This window comes from Azospirillum palustre, assembly GCF_002573965.1.
In the GTDB taxonomy this organism is placed as follows: domain Bacteria; phylum Pseudomonadota; class Alphaproteobacteria; order Azospirillales; family Azospirillaceae; genus Azospirillum; species Azospirillum palustre.
Map to the genome: position 1 here is coordinate 917083 of NZ_PDKW01000043.1, position 16631 is coordinate 933713.

Sequence of the window (16631 nt, forward strand, 5' to 3'; positions counted from 1 at the left end):
TTGCGCAAAACTCAACCGACAGTTAAGCGCAGCAACATGTCGCGATCAACAGGGAAACCGTCGAATATCCCACAGGCCGGTAAACGCACGGTGAAATGTCACGGCCGGCCGGCGTATCAGCAGCCCGATTTCGGCAGAGCCTCGATCTTTTCCAGAACGGCGTTGACGGTGAAATCGCCATAATCGATCTGCATGGACTCGGCGATGCCGTTTTCCAGCAGATGCAGGCTCATCTCATATTCCGGCTGGGCCGAATCGCTCTGCACCGGGAAGAAGGCCATGCGGACCGGCCAGGCCTTGCCCACCTTCAGCAGCGGATCCTTGGCCGAATCCTTCGGCGCACCGGGCTTGCCGACGACGGTCGACACCTCGGTCGGGCCCTCCGCGTCGGAGCCGTCGAAGATGGTGCGGGTGAAGAAGGGCTCCTTGCGTTCGGCATGATCCAGGATCGCCAGCGTGTGGGCGGTCGGGAACATGGTGCCGGCCGGCAACTCCATCTCCTGCGGATCGGGCTTGGTGAACTGGGCGGTGCCGGCGCCGCCTTCGCTCAGGTTCGCCTCGCCGCTCACCTCTTCGTCGACCTCGCCGTTCACCAGCTTGCGGACGTTGAAGCGGTAGCGCAGGCCGTTCTTCGCCTCCCACGTCGTGTAGTTGGTGTTCATCGCCATGTCCTCGCCCTCGCTGTAGACGAAGCGCAGTTGGAAGCGCTGCTCCGTCGTCCAGCCGTCGCAGGCGTCGGCCCACTCGAACATCATGCGGCCGCGGACGTCGCTGACCTTGGAGCCGTTGCGCGCCGACCCCAGCGACATGGCGTAGATCGCCCGGTGGGGCTGAATCTTGGCCGCCACCGCCGCCAGCGAGGTCGCGGCCGGCTGAGCCAGGACAGGGGAGGCCGCGAGAAGCGCACCGGCGGAAACGGCGGCTGCGAAGACCGCACCAACGGTTGCCGGGAGGGCAGAGAGACGGTCGAGCAAGACGGGATCCACAGGTGATTGACGGCTCTTGGTGGAGTATGGGTGTTTTTGCCGCGGTCCGAAAGGCCCGCCACCCGAATGTCCTATCAATGGAAGGGAACCGCCGGAATGACAAGCCCTGCCGAGGTGCAGCCCGTGACGCAGTCGGACAGTCCCGTCTCCCGCTCCCCCGGGCGCCCTGTGCTGCTGCTGACCCGCCGCCTTCCCGACGCGGTGGAGGCGCGGGCGTCGCGCGACTACCGGGCGGTGCTCAACCCGGAGGACCGCGCCTTCAGCGGACAGGAGATCGCCGCCCGCGCCGCGGAGGTCGGGGCCGATGCCGTGCTGTGCTGTGCCGGCGACCGGCTGGACGCCGCCGCCATCGCCGCCCTGCCGCAGGGCGTCCGGGTGCTGGCGACCTTCTCGGTCGGCACCGACCACATCGACCTGGAGGCGGCGCGCGCCCGCGGCCTGACCGTCACCAACACGCCTGACGTGCTGACCGACGCCACCGCCGACATCGCCCTGCTTCTGCTGCTGGGCGCGGCGCGGCGCGCCTCGGAGGGCGAGCGGATGATCCGTGCCGACGCCTGGACCGGTTGGACCCCGACCCAGCTGATGGGCACCCATGTCGGGGCCAAGCGGCTGGGCATCGTCGGCATGGGCCGCATCGGGCAGGCGGTGGCGGCCCGCGCCCGCGCCTTCGGCATGACGATCCATTACAGCAACCGCCGCCGCTTGGCCCCGGAGCTGGAGCTGGGCGCCACCTATCATGCCGAACCCGAGGCGATGCTGCCGGTGTGCGATGTCCTGTCGCTTCATTTCCCGGCCACGGCGGAAACCCGACATTGGCTGAACGCCGACCGGATCGAGCGGCTGCCGCCCGGTGCCATCCTGATCAACACCGCCCGCGGCAGCGTGGTGGACGACGGCGCGGTGATCGACGCGCTGAAGCGGGGGCGCCTCGCTGCGGCTGGGCTCGACGTGTTCGAGAACGAGCCGAACCTGCATCCCGGCTACCGCGACCTGCCCAACACCTTCCTGCTGCCGCATCTGGGCAGCGCTACGATGGAGACGCGGAACGCCATGGGGTTCAAGGCGCTGGACAATGTCGACGCGGTGACGGCCGGCCGGCCGGCGCCGGACCGGGTGGTGTGACTGGAGGGGGGGGAGCCTTTTGCCGGCCGCCCTCCACTCCCTGCCATCGTCCGCCTGGTATCCCCGGCAGGGATTTCCTGCCCCGAACGATTGGAGTGGGCAGAAGATGCCGGTCTGGTGGGAAAGAGGCTCCACTCCTGCCGAATGATCCACCGGCGCAATCCGCCGGAAATGCATAAAATGCTTGGTATCTCCGGGGTGCGACGGGTTGGCACGGGGGTTGCTTGGATGAAGGCGAAGTGTTCCGACCTTCATCGAGGAGCCGACCCCATGAACGCCATCGTCGCCGCCCTGGACCTGAAGCATCACGCCGCCGACCGTTTCGACGTGCCGGCAGGCTGGTCACCGGTCGCGCTGGCCTCACGCGTCGGGCTTCTGCGGGGGACCGAGCGCCAGGCGCTGGACGAGACGATCGCGTTGCTTGCCGAAGCAAAGGATACGATCGCCGAGTTGCAGGAGCGTGTCGCCTACCTGGAAAGCCTGACGATGACGGACGAACTGACCGGCCTTCTGAACCGGCGCGGCTTCTACAGCCACTTCCGGCGCGAACTGGCCTCGGCCCGGCGCAACGGCACCGCCGGCGGGCTGCTGGTCATGATCGATCTGGATGGCTTCAAGGCCATCAACGACACCCACGGCCATGTCGCCGGCGACGCCTATCTGCGGCAGGTGGCCCGGATGATCGTCGGCAATGTCCGGCAGGAGGATGTCGTCGCCCGGCTGGGCGGCGACGAGTTCGCCGTACTGCTGACCAACACCGACACCGCCAACGGCCTCGCCCGCGCCCGCCAGCTCGCCGCCATCGCCGACGCCACCCATGTGGAATGGGGTGGCCAGACCCTGCCGGTCCGCTTCTCCGTCGGCACCCAGCCCTATGGCGCCGAGGACGGCGAGGACGAGGTCATGCGCCGCGCCGACGCCATGATGTATGGCGCCAAGGGCGCCCGCCGCCGCGACGCCAAGCGCAAGGCCAAGCGGGCGGCCTGAGACGGCCGGCGCCGCCCGCAGTTGCCGTCCCGGACAATCGAGACCGCCCGCGTCCGCCGCGGGCGGTTTTCCGTTTTCCGACAGGGCGATCGCAGTCCGATAAGGGATGCCGGCCAGCGGTTCGCTAACGACTATTTAACCGTCGCGACCTAATCAGAAAGGGGGTATACCGGATCTGCGGTCCCGCAACCGCGCCTTCGGCCTGCCGGCCGGGGGAAGCGCGTCCATGGTGCGCAAGGTGCGGCATCGGACCGCGTGAACGGACAGCGTGAACGCGGGGGTCACACCCAGGGAGGATGCATGCCAGCGGAGCCGTGCGGACCATTGGAGACCGGTGGTAAGCCGACCAAGACCGTCCTCATCGTCGAGGACAACGAGCTGAACATGAAGCTCTTTCATGACCTGCTCGAAGCGCACGGCTATGGCACGCTGCAGACCCGCGAAGGCATGGAGGCGATGCGTCTGGCGCGCCTGCATCGTCCCGACCTGATCCTGATGGACATCCAGTTGCCCGAAGTGTCGGGGCTGGAGGTCACCCGCTGGATCAAGGACGATCCGGAGTTGAAGAGCATCCCGGTCGTCGCAGTCACCGCCTTCGCCATGAAGGGCGACGAAGAGAAAATCCGTCAGGGCGGCTGCGAGGATTATGTGGCAAAGCCCATCTCGGTCGTGAAATTCCTTGAAACGGTTAAAAAGTTTCTCGGATAAGTCGCTTTCATCTGTACCAATTCTGCAGGATTTCCCTTCCGATGTCCGCGCGTGTCCTAGTTGTCGATGACGTTCTGCCCAATGTGAAGCTGCTCGCGGCAAAGCTGACGCGCGAATACTTCAACGTGCTGACCGCCTTCAACGGACCCGACGCGCTGGAGATGGTGCGGACGGAATCGCCCGACATCGTCCTGTTGGACGTCATGATGCCGGGCATGGACGGGTTCGAGGTCTGCGAGAAGATCCGCTCCGATCCCGCCACCATGCACATCCCGGTGGTGATGGTCACGGCGCTGTCCGACATCGCCGACCGCGTCCGCGGGTTGGAGGCGGGAGCCGACGATTTCCTGACCAAGCCGGTGAACGACATCGCGCTGTTCGCACGCGTCCGCTCGCTGGTGCGGCTGAAGATGATGATGGACGAGTGGCGCCTGCGCGAAACCACGTCGGGCCAGTTCGGCGTCATCGAGCGCAGCGGCACCATGCTGAGCGAATCCTTCGAGCGCGCAAGCGTGCTGGTGCTGGAGGATTCCGCGCTCGACCTCGAAAAGATCACGGACACGCTGGAGCGAGACCACAACACGGTGACCTCCGCCGACACCTGCGCCAAGGCGCTGGAACGTGCGCTGGGCACCCCGCTCGACCTGGTGGTGGTCAGCCTGACCCTGCTGAACGAGGACGGGCTGCGGCTCTGTTCGCAGCTGCGCTCGCATGAGCGCACCCGGCAGGTGCCGATCCTGCTGATGGTCGACGACGGCGACCTTGGGCAGGTGGCGAAGGGGCTGGAACTCGGCGCCAACGATTACGTCATCAAGCCGGTCGACCGGAACGAACTGCTGGCCCGCGCCCGCACCCAGATCCGGCGCAAGCGCTATCAGGAACGGCTGCGCTCCAATTACGAGCAGAGCCTGTCGATGGCGCTGACCGACAGCCTGACCGGCGTCTTCAACCGACGCTACGTCAACGCCCATCTGCCCCGGCTGCTGGAGCGCGCCATCGACAGCCACAAGCCGGTGTCGGTGCTGATGTTCGACATCGATCACTTCAAGGTGGTCAACGACACCTACGGCCACGCCATCGGCGACGAGGTGCTGCGCGAGGTCTCCGCCCGCGCCAGCCGCAACCTGCGCACCTTCGACCTCGTCGCCCGGCTGGGCGGCGAGGAATTCATCGTCATCCTGCCGGACACCGACGGCGAAGCGGCGCTTATCGTCGCCGAGCGCCTGCGCTCGCGCATCGCCGACTTCCCCTTCGCCGTCTCGGCCGACCGCGGCGAGATCAACGTGACGGTGTCGATCGGCATCTCCATCGGCGGCCGGCTGGGCGATACCGCCGAGGGTCTGGTCCGCCGGGCCGACGAGGCGCTGTATGAGGCCAAGCGTTCGGGCCGCAACTGCGTGATCGCCGACGCCCGCGCCGACCAGTTGGAGGGTTGAGGGGCGGCCCCAGGCGTCCGCACCCCTTTTTCGTCCCCTTGCTGTCCCTGCTGCGCCGCACCATGTGGCAAATCCGTTCCTTTCCACCGGCATCATTGGGGATCAGATGCTCGCCACCGCCAGCGGCGCCATCACCCATCTGGGCAGCAGCAGCCTTCTCGTTCCACTGTCCGCCCTCTATGCGACCGCGCTGTGGCGGCACCACTCGGCGCCGCTGGCGCTGCGCTGGCTGCTGGCGCTGGCGCTCTGCCTCGGCGCCATGGTCGTGCTGAAGCTGATCGGGCATGGCTGCGGCCTGCCGGACTTTCCGCTGTTCCCCTCGCTGTTCGCCGGCGACCGCTTCATCAGCCCCAGTGGCCACGCCGCCTTTTCCGCCGTCTTCTACGGGTCGGTGTCGGCGCTGGCCGCGCGCAATGCTGACTCGCGCTGGCTGCGCATCGGCCTGCCTCTGGCGGCCGTGGCGCTGGTGCTGGCCATCGGGGCCTCGCGCGTTGCCGTCTCGGCCCATTCCGGGGCGGAGGTGGTGGCCGGGCTGACCATCGGCGGGCTGTCGGCCTTGCTGTTCCTGTGGAGCAGCCGCAAGGACGGCGCCCCGCGGCTGCGTCCCTCTCCCTGGCTGGCGGGTGCGATGGTGCTCGGGCTCGCCCTGCTGGTCCATGCCGGCGACCCGTCCTTCGTGGAGGGAACCATCCGTTGGGCCGCCCATCAGCTCGGCAGCGGGGCCGGCCTGTGCGAGCTGGCCGGCCGCGCCTTCCCCGGCAGCCGCGGATAAGTCACCAACCGGGGTGAAGCCGGCGGCGTCCTGTGTTATGACGGACGGCCGCGCACGGTCCCGGCAACACGGTGCCGTTCACGTCAATGCTTAAGCCAAAGGCTTGCGCTGCTCCGCGTAAGATCCTATACCGACGCCCCGTTTCCGTTCCGTTCCATTTCCGCACCCAATCCATCCAAACTGCCCTGGTCACCCCGCACCGCATGTCGCTCTTCGATGCCTTGCCGCGTGGCCCTTCGTCGGGTGGCGCCGCCGTCCCCTTCGGTCAGGATGACCTGACGCGCGTCTTCGATGCCAAGACGCTGCAGCGCGGCCGCACGCTGATGATGACGGGTGCGGTGACGCTGGGTGCGCCCGGCAGCGACCGGATCGAGGCGGAGGTCAGCGACCTCGGCCGCCGGCTGTCGGTGACCGTGACCCCGGTGCAGGGCAAGCGCAGCGTGGTGCTCGACCGCACCTGTTCCTGTGGCCGCAACGCCTGCGCCCACATGGCGGCAGCGGCGATGCTGGCGCTGGAAAGCCGTCCGGAGTGGCGCCGCGCCTCCCTGTTCGACGTGGCCGACGTGAAGGCGCCGCTCGCCCCGCCTCCTCCTCCACCGGCTCCGATCGCATCCCCGCCGGCCGCGGCCGCCACCATGCAGCCATCGGCGCCTCCTCCCGTGCCGCCGGCTGCTCCCAAACCGCCGCTCGCCCTGGTCCGTCCGCCGGTTCCGCCGCCGGTCCGCAGCGTGGCCCCACCCCCGCCGCCACCTCCGGCCCCGAAGCCGGAGCCGATGCGCAGCCTGCGCTGGATTCTGGAGCCGGGGCAGGGCGATGTCGCCTGCTACATCCTGGCGGAGTTCGTGGCCGAGGGGGCGGCCGACAGCAGCCCCGCCACGCCGCGCGACGTGCTGGCCAAAGCGCCGCGCTCGCTGGACGGCGATGCCGACCGCGCCATCGCCCGGCTGCTCGGCGGCGGCGGCACCGAGCGCACCCCCGTCGCCAAGAGCCGGGGCGAGGCGGTGGACCGCCTGCTGCGCCGTCTGCTCTCCACCGGCCGCCTACGCTGGCGCGACGGCACCCCGTTGGCCGAGGCGCCGGGCCGCACCGTCCGCACCTTCCGCGACCCGGCCACGCGCAAGCTGCGCCCGACCGGCCTGCCCGAGCGCAGCGTGCTGGTGAAGGGCCAGTCCTATTGGTGCGTCGACAGCGCCACCGGCACCGTCTTCCCGGTCGATCTCCAGGTGGTGGAGGTGCCGAAGGCCAAGCCGATGCCGCCCGCTCCGCCACCGCCGCCGGTGCCGTCGAAGGCCACCCCGTCGCGCCTGTTCGGTCCGTCGCGTAGCGGAGCTCCGTCGATGCCGCGCATCGCTCCGCCGCCCTCCATCGCCACCCCCAGTTTCCGCGACAGCGGCATTCCCGGCGTGCGCAGCGGGGCGGCGGATGCCGCGGCCATCGTCGAGCGCTCCCCCCGCATCATCGCCCGCCTTGGCCGCGTGGTGACGCCGGCCGATGGGCTGGTCGACGTGCTGCGCCTGTCCTTCGACTATGGCGAGCCCGGCAATGCGGTGGAGATCGAGCCCGACGACCAGCGCCAGTTCGCCCGCTACGAGGATGAGTTCAACGAGGTCACCTTCGTCCGCCGCGACAAGGCCGACGAGCAGGCGGCGCTGGACCGGCTGTCCGGCCTCGGCTTCGCCCAGGCGCGGATCGAGCCGCCCAAGGGTGCCTTGAACGCCCGCGGCTCGCGCGTCCATTGGCTGACCGGGCGGGACGTCGAGGAGCGCTGGCAGCATTTCCTGACCAACGAGGTCCCCGCCCTGACCAAGGCCGGCTGGATCATGGAGGTCGGCGCCGATTTCGGCACCAAGGTGATCGAGCCGGGGGCCGAGGTCGAGGTCGCCGTGCGCGATGCCGGCGACGGCTGGTTCGACCTGGATGTCGGTGTCGAGATCGACGGCGAGCGCCAGCCGCTGCTGCCGATCCTGGCCCGGCTGGTGGAGAAGGGCGGCCTGTCGACCACCCGGATCATCGACGGCCGCGCCCATATCGTTCTCGACGACGGCAACGTCCTGGCCCTGCCGGCCGAGCGCATCGAGCGGTTGCTCAGCGTTCTGGAGGCGATGCTGGACAGCGGGCGCAGCAGCGGCGACCGGCTGAAGGTGCCGCTGGCCGAGGCCGATTCGCTGCTGGACATCGACGACCTGATCGCCCGGCGCGGCGACGAGACGGCGCAGATCGACGGTTATCTCCAGCGCCTGCGCGCCGACGAGATGCCGGGCGACATGACCCCGCCGCCGGGCTTCAAGGGCGAACTGCGCGACTACCAGCGCGGCGGCCTCGCCTGGATGCAGAGCCTGCGCGCCAACAACGTCGCCGGAATCCTGGCCGACGACATGGGGCTCGGCAAGACCGCCCAGACGCTGGCCCACATTGCCATGGAAGAGCATGAGGGCCGGCTGACCGAGCCCTGCCTGGTGGTGGTGCCGACCAGCCTCGTGCCGAACTGGGTGGCGGAATCGGAACGCTTCACCCCGCATCTGCGCGTCGTCGTGCTGCATGGCATCGACCGTCACGGCAAGCTGTCGGAGATCGACCGCGCCCACATCGTGGTGACCACCTATGGCGTGGTGGCGCGCGACGTCGACCTGCTGAAGCGCCTGACCTGGCACATGATCGTGCTGGACGAGGCGCAGGCGATCAAGAATCCCGACGGCAAGGCGACCCGCGCGGTGGCGGCGCTGCCGGCGCGGCACCGGCTCTGCCTCTCCGGCACGCCGGTGGAGAACAATCTGGGCGAGCTGTGGAGCCAGTTCGCCTTCCTGATGCCGGGCCTTCTGGGCGACCGCAAGGAGTTCGGCAAGCGCTACCGCGTGCCCATCGAGAAGCGCGGCGACAACACCCGCGCCAACCTGCTGATGCGCCGCATCCGCCCCTTCCTGCTCCGCCGCACCAAGGAGGCGGTGGCGAAGGAACTGCCGCCGAAGACCGAGGTGGTGGTGCGCATCGACCTGGAACGCGACCAGCGCGACCTCTACGAGACCATCCGCCTGTCGGTGAACGAGACAGTGCGCGCGGCTCTGGCCGCCAGCGGCAAGGGGCTGGGCCAGAACGCCATCGCGGTGATCGACGCGCTTCTGAAGCTCCGTCAGGTCTGCTGCGATCCGCGCCTGCTGAAATCCATCGCGGCGCTCGGCGGCAAGGCGCGGCCGAGTGCCAAGCTGCATGCCCTGACCGAGATGGTGAAGGAGATGGTGCCGGAAGGCCGGCGCATCCTGATCTTCTCGCAGTTCACCAGCATGCTCGACCTGATCAAGCTGGAGCTGGAGAAGGTCGCCATTCCCTATGTCGAGCTGACCGGCCGCACGCTGGACCGCGCCGAACCGGTGAACCGCTTCCAGAACCGCGAGGTCCCGGTCTTCCTGATCAGCCTCAAGGCCGGCGGCCGCGGCCTGAACCTGACCGCCGCCGACACGGTGATCCACTACGATCCCTGGTGGAACCCGGCCGCCGAGGATCAGGCGACCGACCGCGCCTATCGCATCGGCCAGGACAAGCCGGTCTTCGTCTACAAACTGATCGCCGCCAACACGGTGGAGGAGCGCATCCTCGACCTCCAGCGCCGCAAGGGCAGCCTGTCCGACGCCACCATCGAAGGCAAGGGACTGGTCAGCGCGCTGGACGGCGGCGACATCGACTATCTGCTCGGCGACGGCGACGGCGACGAGGAGTAGGGGGCGCTTGTTCGATGGAAACGGCGGCGCCATCTTTTTGCGCAAATTCCCTATTAAATTAGAAGATTTTTATGACCTTCCCACAAAAGTAATTGTTGAAATCCTCTGCCTCATGTCGTCTCATCCTTCCTGCCTTGCAGGTTCCCCGTGTTGCCCGCAGGCTTGGCGCGTTAAGCTGCCCGCGGTGCGCAACCGAAATCCGGAAGCCGAAGACGCACGGGAGGACAACAACCATGAGCGCCGCAGTCGCCACACACGATCCCAATCAGCCGCTGATCCTGCGCGAGGATCGCGACGGGATCGCCACGCTGACGCTGAACCGGCCGAAGGCGCGCAATGCGCTGTCTGTCGGGCTGATGGCGGCGTTGCAGGACGCGCTGGATGCCATCGACGAGGATCGCTCCGTGCGCGCCGTGGTGCTGGCCGGGGCCGGCGGGGCCTTCTGTGCCGGGCACGACCTGAAGGAGATGCGCGCCGCTCCATCCCGTGAGCTGTACGAGGCGCTGTTCACCCAGTGCTCGCGCCTGATGCTGACGATCAACCGCATCCGCCAGCCGGTGATCGCCAAGGTGCGCGGCGTGGCGACCGCCGCCGGCTGCCAGCTGGTGGCGACCTGCGATCTGGCCTATTGCGAGGAGGACGCGCGCTTCGCGACTCCGGGCGTGAACATCGGGCTGTTCTGCTCGACGCCGATGGTGGCGCTGACCCGCGCGGTCGGGCGCAAGGCGGCGATGGAGATGCTGCTGCTGGGCGACCTGATCGATGCCGAGGAAGCGGAGCGCATCGGCCTCGTCAACCGCGCAGTGCCGGCCGACCAGCTGGACGAGGTGGTGGACGGCGTCGCCGCCAAGATCGCGTCGAAGTCGCCGCTGACGCTCGCCACCGGCAAGGAGGCCTTCTATCGCCAGATCGATCTGGACGTGGAGGGTGCCTATGCCTATGCCGCCAAGGTGATGACCGAGAACATGATGGCGCAGGACGCCGCCGAGGGCATCGACGCCTTCCTCGGCAAGCGCACGCCGGTCTGGTGCGGGCAATGAGCGGCTCCGGGACGAGCGACCAGACGATCACCGAGCCGGCCGACTACACCGATGCCTTCCTGCGCGGCGTCCTGGAAAGCACGAAGAGCATCGCCGTGGTCGGCGCCAGCGCCGATCCGGTGAAGGCCAGCTTCTTCGTGATGAAGTACCTGCGCGACAAGGGCTACACCGTAATCCCGGTCAACCCGAAGATGGCGGGACAGACCATCCTCGGCTTGGCCGTCCATGCCAGCTTGGCGGATTTGCCGGAGCCGCCGGACATGGTGGACATCTTCCGCAACTCCGCCGCCGCCGGCGGGGTGACGGACGAGGCGATTGCCGCCGGGGCCAAGGTGGTGTGGATGCAGCTCGGCGTGCGCAACGACGAGGCGGCGGCACGGGCCCGGGCCGCCGGCCTGACCGTGGTGATGGACCGCTGTCCGAAGATGGAAATCCAGCGCCTTTACGGCGAGATCGGCCGGATCGGGGTCAATTCCAACGTGCTGGTGACGCGTCGCAGGGCGCCGACGAAATCGTTCAAAAAACTGATCTGAAAAACTGGGGGAATCACACAGATGACTGAGCAGAAGAGCTTCGGCTTCGAGACCCGCGCCATCCATGCCGGCGCCGCTCCCGACCCGGCGACCGGCGCCCGCCAGACGCCGATCTACCAGACCACCAGCTTCGTCTTCGAGAATGTCGACGATGCCGCCTCGCTGTTCAACCTGCAGAAGGTCGGCTTCATCTATTCCCGCCTGACCAACCCGACGGTGGCGGTGCTGGAGGAGCGTCTCGCCAATCTGGAAGGCGGTGCCGGCGCCACCGCGACCTCGTCGGGCCATGCCGCGCAGTTGCTGGCCCTGTTCCCGCTGATGGCGCCGGGCGACCACATCGTCGCGTCGAAGAAGCTCTATGGCGGCTCGCTGAACCAGCTCGGCATCAGCTTCCCGCGCGCCTTCGGCTGGCAGCCGAGCTTCGTCGACACCGACACTGTCGACAACGTCAAGGCGGCGCTGACCGAGAATACCAAGGCGATCTTCGTCGAGAGCCTCGCCAACCCCGGCGGCGTCGTGACCGACATTGAGGCCATCGCGAAGATTGCCGACGAGGCCGGCATTCCGCTGATCGTCGACAACACGCTGGCGACCCCCTACCTGATCAACCCGATCCAGTGGGGTGCCACGCTGGTGGTGCATTCGACCACCAAGTTCCTGTCCGGCAACGGCACCTCGGTAGGCGGCGTGGTGGTGGACAGCGGCAAGTTCGACTGGAGCAAGTCCGGCAAGTTCCCGGCGCTGAGCGAGCCCGACCCCGGCTATCACGGCCTGCGTTTCCACGAGACCTTCGGCCATCTGGCCTTCACCATCCACGGCCATGCCGTCGGCTTGCGCGACCTGGGGCCGAGCCAGGCGCCGATGAACGCCTTCCTGACGCTGAACGGCATCGAGACGCTGCCGCTGCGCATGCAGCGCCATGCCGACAGCGCGCTGAAGGTGGCGCAGTTCCTGGAAAGCCATCCGGCGGTCGGCTGGGTCAGCTATGCCGGGCTGGAATCGTCGAAGTACCGCGATCTCGCGAAGAAGTACCTGCCGCGCGGCGCCGGTGCGGTGCTGACCTTCGGCGTCAAGGGCGGCTTCGAGGCCGGCGTGAAGGTGGTGGAGAGCGTGGAGCTGTTCAGCCACCTCGCCAACATCGGCGATGCCCGCTCGCTGATCATCCACCCGTCCTCGACCACCCACCGCCAGCTGTCGGCGGAAGCCCAGGCCTCGGCCGGCGCCGGCCCCGACGTGATCCGCCTGTCCATCGGGCTGGAGACGCCGGAGGACATCATCGCCGACCTCGATCAGGCGCTGAACAAGACGCTGGGATAACGCTCTGTCGGAAGGCGCGCCGGGATCGCCGGCGCGCCTCCGAACCGGGCATTGAATCCTGTAATGACATTGTCATTGCGCTGTGGCAGGCTATCCTCTTAACCGGAGGTGGCCGCCATGCAGCCTGTCGAACCGTCAGAAGAAAAGTCCCGGCGCGAGACGCTGAACATCCGCATCCGGCCGGAAGAGCGCAGCCTGATCGACCGGGCGGCCCAGGCCCAGGGCAAGAACCGCACGGATTTCATCCTGGAGGCCGCCCGCCGCGCGGCCGAGGATGCCTTGCTCGACCGTGCGATCATCGCGGCCAGCCCCGAGGCATACGCCGAGTTCCTTGCTCGCTTGGATGCGCCACCGGCACCGAACGAACGGCTGCGGCGTACCATGCAGACCCCGGCGCCCTGGGACGGCGAATGACGCTGTCCGCGCCCGAACCGCTGGCACCCCACCATCGCGTCGATCTGTTCGACTCCGGGACGCCATCCTTGGACAACTGGCTGAAGCGCCGGGCCATTGCCAATCAGGCAAGCGGCGCATCGCGGACCTTCGTTGCCTGTGCCGGCGAGGGGATTGCCGGTTACTACGCATTGGCGTCAAGCGCGGTGGCGGTTACTGCGGCGCCTGGGCGCTTCCGCCGCAACATGCCCGACCCGATCCCGGTGGTGGTTCTGGCGCGGCTTGCGATTGCCCGCACATGGCAAGGGCAGGGTCTGGGCCGGGCATTGTTCCGTGATGCCGCTCTGCGGGTCGTGCAGGCGGCCGACCTGATCGGCGCCCGTGGGCTGATCGTCCACGCCCTGTCGGAGGAGGCGAAGGGTTTCTACCTCGGCCTCGGCCTGGACCCTTCGCCGATGGATCCGATGTTGCTGATGGTCACGCTATCCGATCTGCGGGACAGTCTGTAATCCGCCTCACTCCGCCGCCGGCAGCGGTTCCGCCACCGGTTCGGCCTTGCGGCGGTCGTCGGGCAGCATCAGGGCGGCGGCGAAGGCGAGGGCGGCCAGCGCCGACAGGGTCAGATAGAGCATGGTGAAGTCGCCCGTGCGCTCATAGACCCAGGCGACCAGTTGGACCGCCAGCGGACCGGCGCCGAAGGACAGGATGTATTTGGCGCCATAGGCAAGCCCGCGATGCTTGTCCGGGGTGTAGCGGGCCAGCAGCATGTTCTCCGCCGGAATCTGCGTCTGAGAGGCGATGACGACGAAGGCGGCGGCGGCCACCAGCGGCAGTTCAGCCAGGACCGCCACCGCAGCCATCAGCGGAATCTGGGCCAGCAGGCAAAGGACATAGACCCGCTTCAGCGAATGCCGGTCGGCCAGCACGCCGCCGATCATCTGCGGCAGGGCGGAGATCAGGTAGACCGCGGTCACCAGCCCGCCGACGCCCAGCGTGCCGCTGCCGAGCCAGCCGCCCAGCCGCGCCTCGAACATCTTGGGCAGCACCACCTGCATGGCGTTGAAGATCAGCCCGGCGCAGACCATGGTCAGCGACAGCACGAAGAAGGCGCGCACCACGTCGCCGCGCGACGGCTTGGGCTGCGGCTTCACGTCGGCATGGCGATCCTGAACCACGCCGGTCATCATCAGCAGGGCCAGCACGACGCCCAGCACCAGGCAGATCGCGCCGGGGATGATGAAGGCCATGCGCCAGTTCAGCCATTGCGTCAGGCTGCCGGCGACGACCGCAGCGGTGGCGACGCCGAAGGTGCCGAACAGGCCGAGCCAGCCCATCGCCTTGCCGCGGTTCTCGGCGTTCGCCATCATCCAGGCCATGCCGACGGGGTGGTAGATCGACGCCCCCAGCCCCAGCAGGGCCAGCGACCACATCAGCATTTCCGGCCCGTCCGACAGCCCGGCCAGCACCGCCCCGCCACCGGTCATCAGATAGAAGACGGCGATCATGCCGGCCGAACTCCAGCGGTCGCCCAGCCAGCCGGCCAGCGGCGCCCCCAGTCCGATCATGAAGGCGCCCAGAGTCCACAGCCGGATCAGCTCGTCATAGGAGAGCTTCCACTCGGTCTCCAGCGCCAGCACGATGGTGAGGAACAGCGCCGACACGATGTGCATCAGCGAATGTCCGACCCATGCGAAGCCGACGGACAGCCGGGCCGAAGTCGGCGACGGCAGGGCGGCGCTGGCGGATGGGTGGCTCATCGAACGTCTCCGGCCCCGGATTTGTCCTCGCGGGGGAATGTTTCACGGGCAAGCGGAGGGTAAGGCTGGCACGGGTTGGTTGAACCGTCCAATGCGCCTGTCTCATGGCGGGCATGCCGGGTGAGAGTCCGGTTCAGGGCTCCGGATCGTGGATGATCAACTCGAAATCATCCTGGCGCGAACCGAGGTCGTGAGGGAGATGGTCGACGGGCCAGTGGCCGGAAACGGGTCGGAAAAGCTGACCGAGATCCTCAGCGGGCTGGGACATTGCCGTCTATGGCGAGGGTAAAAGGCCTGCTGCCAGTCCCATCAATACATGGCCCGGAGCCCGCCGTCGAAGAAGCGGGATGTCCCGGACGCCGGTCTCGCCGACGATACGCCCGGCGGGATCATACGATGGGCGGGCGATTACGATGGCCGGCTTTGCATCCTGCTGCAGCCCGCAGCCCATATCGCCACAGTCAACCTCGTGCCTCGTCCGCTCGGCCTTCTGAGGAGCGGAAACGGCGGCGTGTCCCTGGGGAGTGACGCCGCCGTTCAGAAGTCATCGTCTTATCAGGCGGTTATCTGCCATCCCGTCAGGTCGCTGGAGGCGGGCTGACAGAGCGTATGCTTGATCGTCCAGTTGTTCTGGTCCTTCGCGCCGCTCATGATGGTGGCGAGTTCGCCAATCAAGCTGGGCGTCTTGTCCACGATGCGTTGAATGGTCACGTCGCGGCAGTTGTTACCCCCGCGGTTGTATCGCTCGCCCGCCCGGATGTTGCCGCCAACGGCCTCGACCATGAGCCAACCCGAGCGGCCCTCTGGATTGGTCAAGGCTTCGTGAATGCCTCTTGCGATCTGCTGCCGCTCTGTCTCGACGAGACGCGAAAGGACCGGCGATCCGGTCATCTGGGCAGCCAGGGCGTCGTACTGGGCGAACAACTCCTTGGTGGCTTTGGTCTTCGGCTGGGCAAATCGGACCGGCTTCAGCATGAGCGACAGAGGGGCAACCTCAGCGAGGAATGCTTCGTTGTCCGTGCCCGTGTTCACGAAAAGATCGACGCCGACGAAGTCATGCACCATCGATGGCTTCCGCTGGCTCTGCGTTGAGAAAATGTCCACGATGAAGAGAATGCGGTCTCCCGCGCTACAGATCCCGTAGGCATAGCGACCATTCTGTTTCGCACAGAAGGCGGCGAAATCCCGGTGGAAAGCCGCGATCCCGCCGGCTGCCGACGCCACATCCTTCTGGACGCGTTGGTAGGTTTGGCCCTTGAGCTCGTTGGCACTGCCCATCACTTTGCTGAGGCCGGTCGTGTGATCGACGAACCGGACCTTGGCAAAGGACGCCACGTCATTGGAGTTGGCCAACGCGAGTGCCGGATCGGCGTTCGCAAGGATTCCGCCCCCGCCGTTGCTGGTCTGGCAGGCGGAAATCATCAGGGTAGCCGCGACAACCAGAGGGAGAACAATACGCATCCACTACTCCCATGAGAAAAATTTGGAGCCGGAGCCACCGCCTGCCATGTCGATCTCAGCAGTCGGCAAGCCCTCGCTGCTGCGACCGAAATACTACGGCATGCGTTCTGGCTCAACCCGCGGCATAGGAATGCGACAAGTTTTCTATATTAAGGGGTGGTAAATACTCTACCATGTAGCACTGGATGCGTTTTCGATGAGTGGCCGCGTTTCGAATGCGGGTGTCGGCGGCAGGCCAGCCGGCTGCACCGATCCGGCGGCAACCCCCGCCAGGGTCGAGGCGTATGAAGCCATCCCCTCACCGCGACCATCATCGTTGGTTTCGCCCGACAGCCGCTGCGGCAAACGACGAGGCATGGCCGCGGTATCGGCCTGACCGGTGGGCAAAGGGATTTGCGGGGAC

General features: G+C 67.5%; 14 protein-coding genes. 11 read left to right on the forward strand and 3 right to left on the reverse strand.

Annotation, left to right across the window (positions count from 1 at the left end):
- Positions 1–116 precede the first annotated feature (116 nt).
- Positions 117–974: a cell envelope integrity EipB family protein gene (locus CRT60_RS26725; RefSeq protein ID WP_098741041.1), complete on the reverse strand. Its 858-nt coding sequence runs from the start codon at positions 972–974 to the stop codon at positions 117–119.
- Between the two features lie 108 nt (positions 975–1082).
- Between CRT60_RS26725 and CRT60_RS26730 the strand changes: the two genes are divergently transcribed.
- The 11 genes from CRT60_RS26730 to CRT60_RS26780 all read left to right on the forward strand — a co-directional run bounded on the left by CRT60_RS26730 (position 1083) and on the right by CRT60_RS26780 (position 13519).
- On the forward strand, positions 1083–2111 hold the full coding sequence (locus CRT60_RS26730; protein WP_244592772.1) for a 2-hydroxyacid dehydrogenase: 1029 nt from the start codon (positions 1083–1085) through the stop codon (positions 2109–2111).
- Positions 2112–2381: 270 nt separating this feature from the next.
- On the forward strand, positions 2382–3098 hold the full coding sequence (locus tag CRT60_RS26735; protein WP_098739543.1) for a GGDEF domain-containing protein: 717 nt from the start codon (positions 2382–2384) through the stop codon (positions 3096–3098).
- Positions 3099–3398: 300 nt separating this feature from the next.
- The gene (locus tag CRT60_RS26740) at positions 3399–3806 is read left to right on the forward strand and encodes a response regulator (RefSeq protein WP_098739544.1); all 408 of its coding nucleotides are present in this window, start codon (positions 3399–3401) and stop codon (positions 3804–3806) included.
- 41 nt (positions 3807–3847) lie between these two features.
- A complete protein-coding gene (locus CRT60_RS26745) occupies positions 3848–5242 on the forward strand; it encodes a PleD family two-component system response regulator (RefSeq protein ID WP_098739545.1) in 1395 nt (464 codons plus the stop codon).
- A 106-nt stretch (positions 5243–5348) separates the two neighbouring features.
- Complete coding sequence (locus CRT60_RS26750; protein WP_098739546.1) at positions 5349–6014, forward strand: phosphatase PAP2 family protein; 666 nt, start codon at positions 5349–5351, stop codon at positions 6012–6014.
- Positions 6015–6217: 203 nt separating this feature from the next.
- Positions 6218–9727 (forward strand): DEAD/DEAH box helicase, encoded by a 3510-nt coding sequence (locus CRT60_RS26755; RefSeq protein ID WP_098739547.1) that lies wholly within the window; start codon positions 6218–6220, stop codon positions 9725–9727.
- Between the two features lie 233 nt (positions 9728–9960).
- Positions 9961–10767: an enoyl-CoA hydratase gene (locus CRT60_RS26760; protein WP_098739548.1), complete on the forward strand. Its 807-nt coding sequence runs from the start codon at positions 9961–9963 to the stop codon at positions 10765–10767.
- Positions 10764–11300 (forward strand): CoA-binding protein, encoded by a 537-nt coding sequence (locus CRT60_RS26765; RefSeq protein WP_098739549.1) that lies wholly within the window; start codon positions 10764–10766, stop codon positions 11298–11300. Before CRT60_RS26760 ends, CRT60_RS26765 begins: the two co-directional genes overlap by 4 nt.
- A gap of 21 nt (positions 11301–11321) precedes the next feature.
- The gene (locus CRT60_RS26770; protein WP_098739550.1) at positions 11322–12617 is read left to right on the forward strand and encodes an O-acetylhomoserine aminocarboxypropyltransferase; all 1296 of its coding nucleotides are present in this window, start codon (positions 11322–11324) and stop codon (positions 12615–12617) included.
- A gap of 117 nt (positions 12618–12734) precedes the next feature.
- Positions 12735–13031 (forward strand): type II toxin-antitoxin system TacA family antitoxin, encoded by a 297-nt coding sequence (locus CRT60_RS26775; protein ID WP_098739551.1) that lies wholly within the window; start codon positions 12735–12737, stop codon positions 13029–13031.
- A complete protein-coding gene (locus tag CRT60_RS26780) occupies positions 13028–13519 on the forward strand; it encodes a GNAT family N-acetyltransferase (RefSeq protein ID WP_098739552.1) in 492 nt (163 codons plus the stop codon). Before CRT60_RS26775 ends, CRT60_RS26780 begins: the two co-directional genes overlap by 4 nt.
- Positions 13520–13525: 6 nt before the next feature.
- On the opposite strand, the gene CRT60_RS26785 is transcribed toward CRT60_RS26780, so the two are convergent.
- Both CRT60_RS26785 and CRT60_RS26790 read right to left on the reverse strand, forming a co-directional pair.
- Entirely contained in the window at positions 13526–14767 is a 1242-nt protein-coding gene (locus CRT60_RS26785) for an MFS transporter (RefSeq protein ID WP_098739553.1), read from the reverse strand.
- 555 nt (positions 14768–15322) lie between these two features.
- Positions 15323–16228, reverse strand: coding sequence for a hypothetical protein (locus CRT60_RS26790; protein WP_098739554.1), 906 nt, complete (start codon positions 16226–16228; stop codon positions 15323–15325).
- Between the last annotated feature and the right edge of the window lie 403 nt (positions 16229–16631).

What these genes read in the sequence shown, in the direction of transcription:
- CRT60_RS26775 (WP_098739551.1), top strand. Translation starts at nt 12,735, where the DNA reads ATGCAGCCTGTCGAACCGTCAGAAGAAAAGTCCCGGCGCGAGACGCTG.
- CRT60_RS26735 (WP_098739543.1), top strand. Translation starts at nt 2,382, where the DNA reads ATGAACGCCATCGTCGCCGCCCTGGACCTGAAGCATCACGCCGCCGAC.
- CRT60_RS26730 (WP_244592772.1), top strand. Translation starts at nt 1,083, where the DNA reads ATGACAAGCCCTGCCGAGGTGCAGCCCGTGACGCAGTCGGACAGTCCC.
- CRT60_RS26780 (WP_098739552.1), top strand. Translation starts at nt 13,028, where the DNA reads ATGACGCTGTCCGCGCCCGAACCGCTGGCACCCCACCATCGCGTCGAT.
- CRT60_RS26770 (WP_098739550.1), top strand. Translation starts at nt 11,322, where the DNA reads ATGACTGAGCAGAAGAGCTTCGGCTTCGAGACCCGCGCCATCCATGCC.
- CRT60_RS26790 (WP_098739554.1), bottom strand. Translation starts at nt 16,228, where the DNA reads ATGCGTATTGTTCTCCCTCTGGTTGTCGCGGCTACCCTGATGATTTCC.
- CRT60_RS26785 (WP_098739553.1), bottom strand. Translation starts at nt 14,767, where the DNA reads ATGAGCCACCCATCCGCCAGCGCCGCCCTGCCGTCGCCGACTTCGGCC.
- CRT60_RS26745 (WP_098739545.1), top strand. Translation starts at nt 3,848, where the DNA reads ATGTCCGCGCGTGTCCTAGTTGTCGATGACGTTCTGCCCAATGTGAAG.
- CRT60_RS26760 (WP_098739548.1), top strand. Translation starts at nt 9,961, where the DNA reads ATGAGCGCCGCAGTCGCCACACACGATCCCAATCAGCCGCTGATCCTG.
- CRT60_RS26755 (WP_098739547.1), top strand. Translation starts at nt 6,218, where the DNA reads ATGTCGCTCTTCGATGCCTTGCCGCGTGGCCCTTCGTCGGGTGGCGCC.
- CRT60_RS26750 (WP_098739546.1), top strand. Translation starts at nt 5,349, where the DNA reads ATGCTCGCCACCGCCAGCGGCGCCATCACCCATCTGGGCAGCAGCAGC.
- CRT60_RS26740 (WP_098739544.1), top strand. Translation starts at nt 3,399, where the DNA reads ATGCCAGCGGAGCCGTGCGGACCATTGGAGACCGGTGGTAAGCCGACC.
- CRT60_RS26765 (WP_098739549.1), top strand. Translation starts at nt 10,764, where the DNA reads ATGAGCGGCTCCGGGACGAGCGACCAGACGATCACCGAGCCGGCCGAC.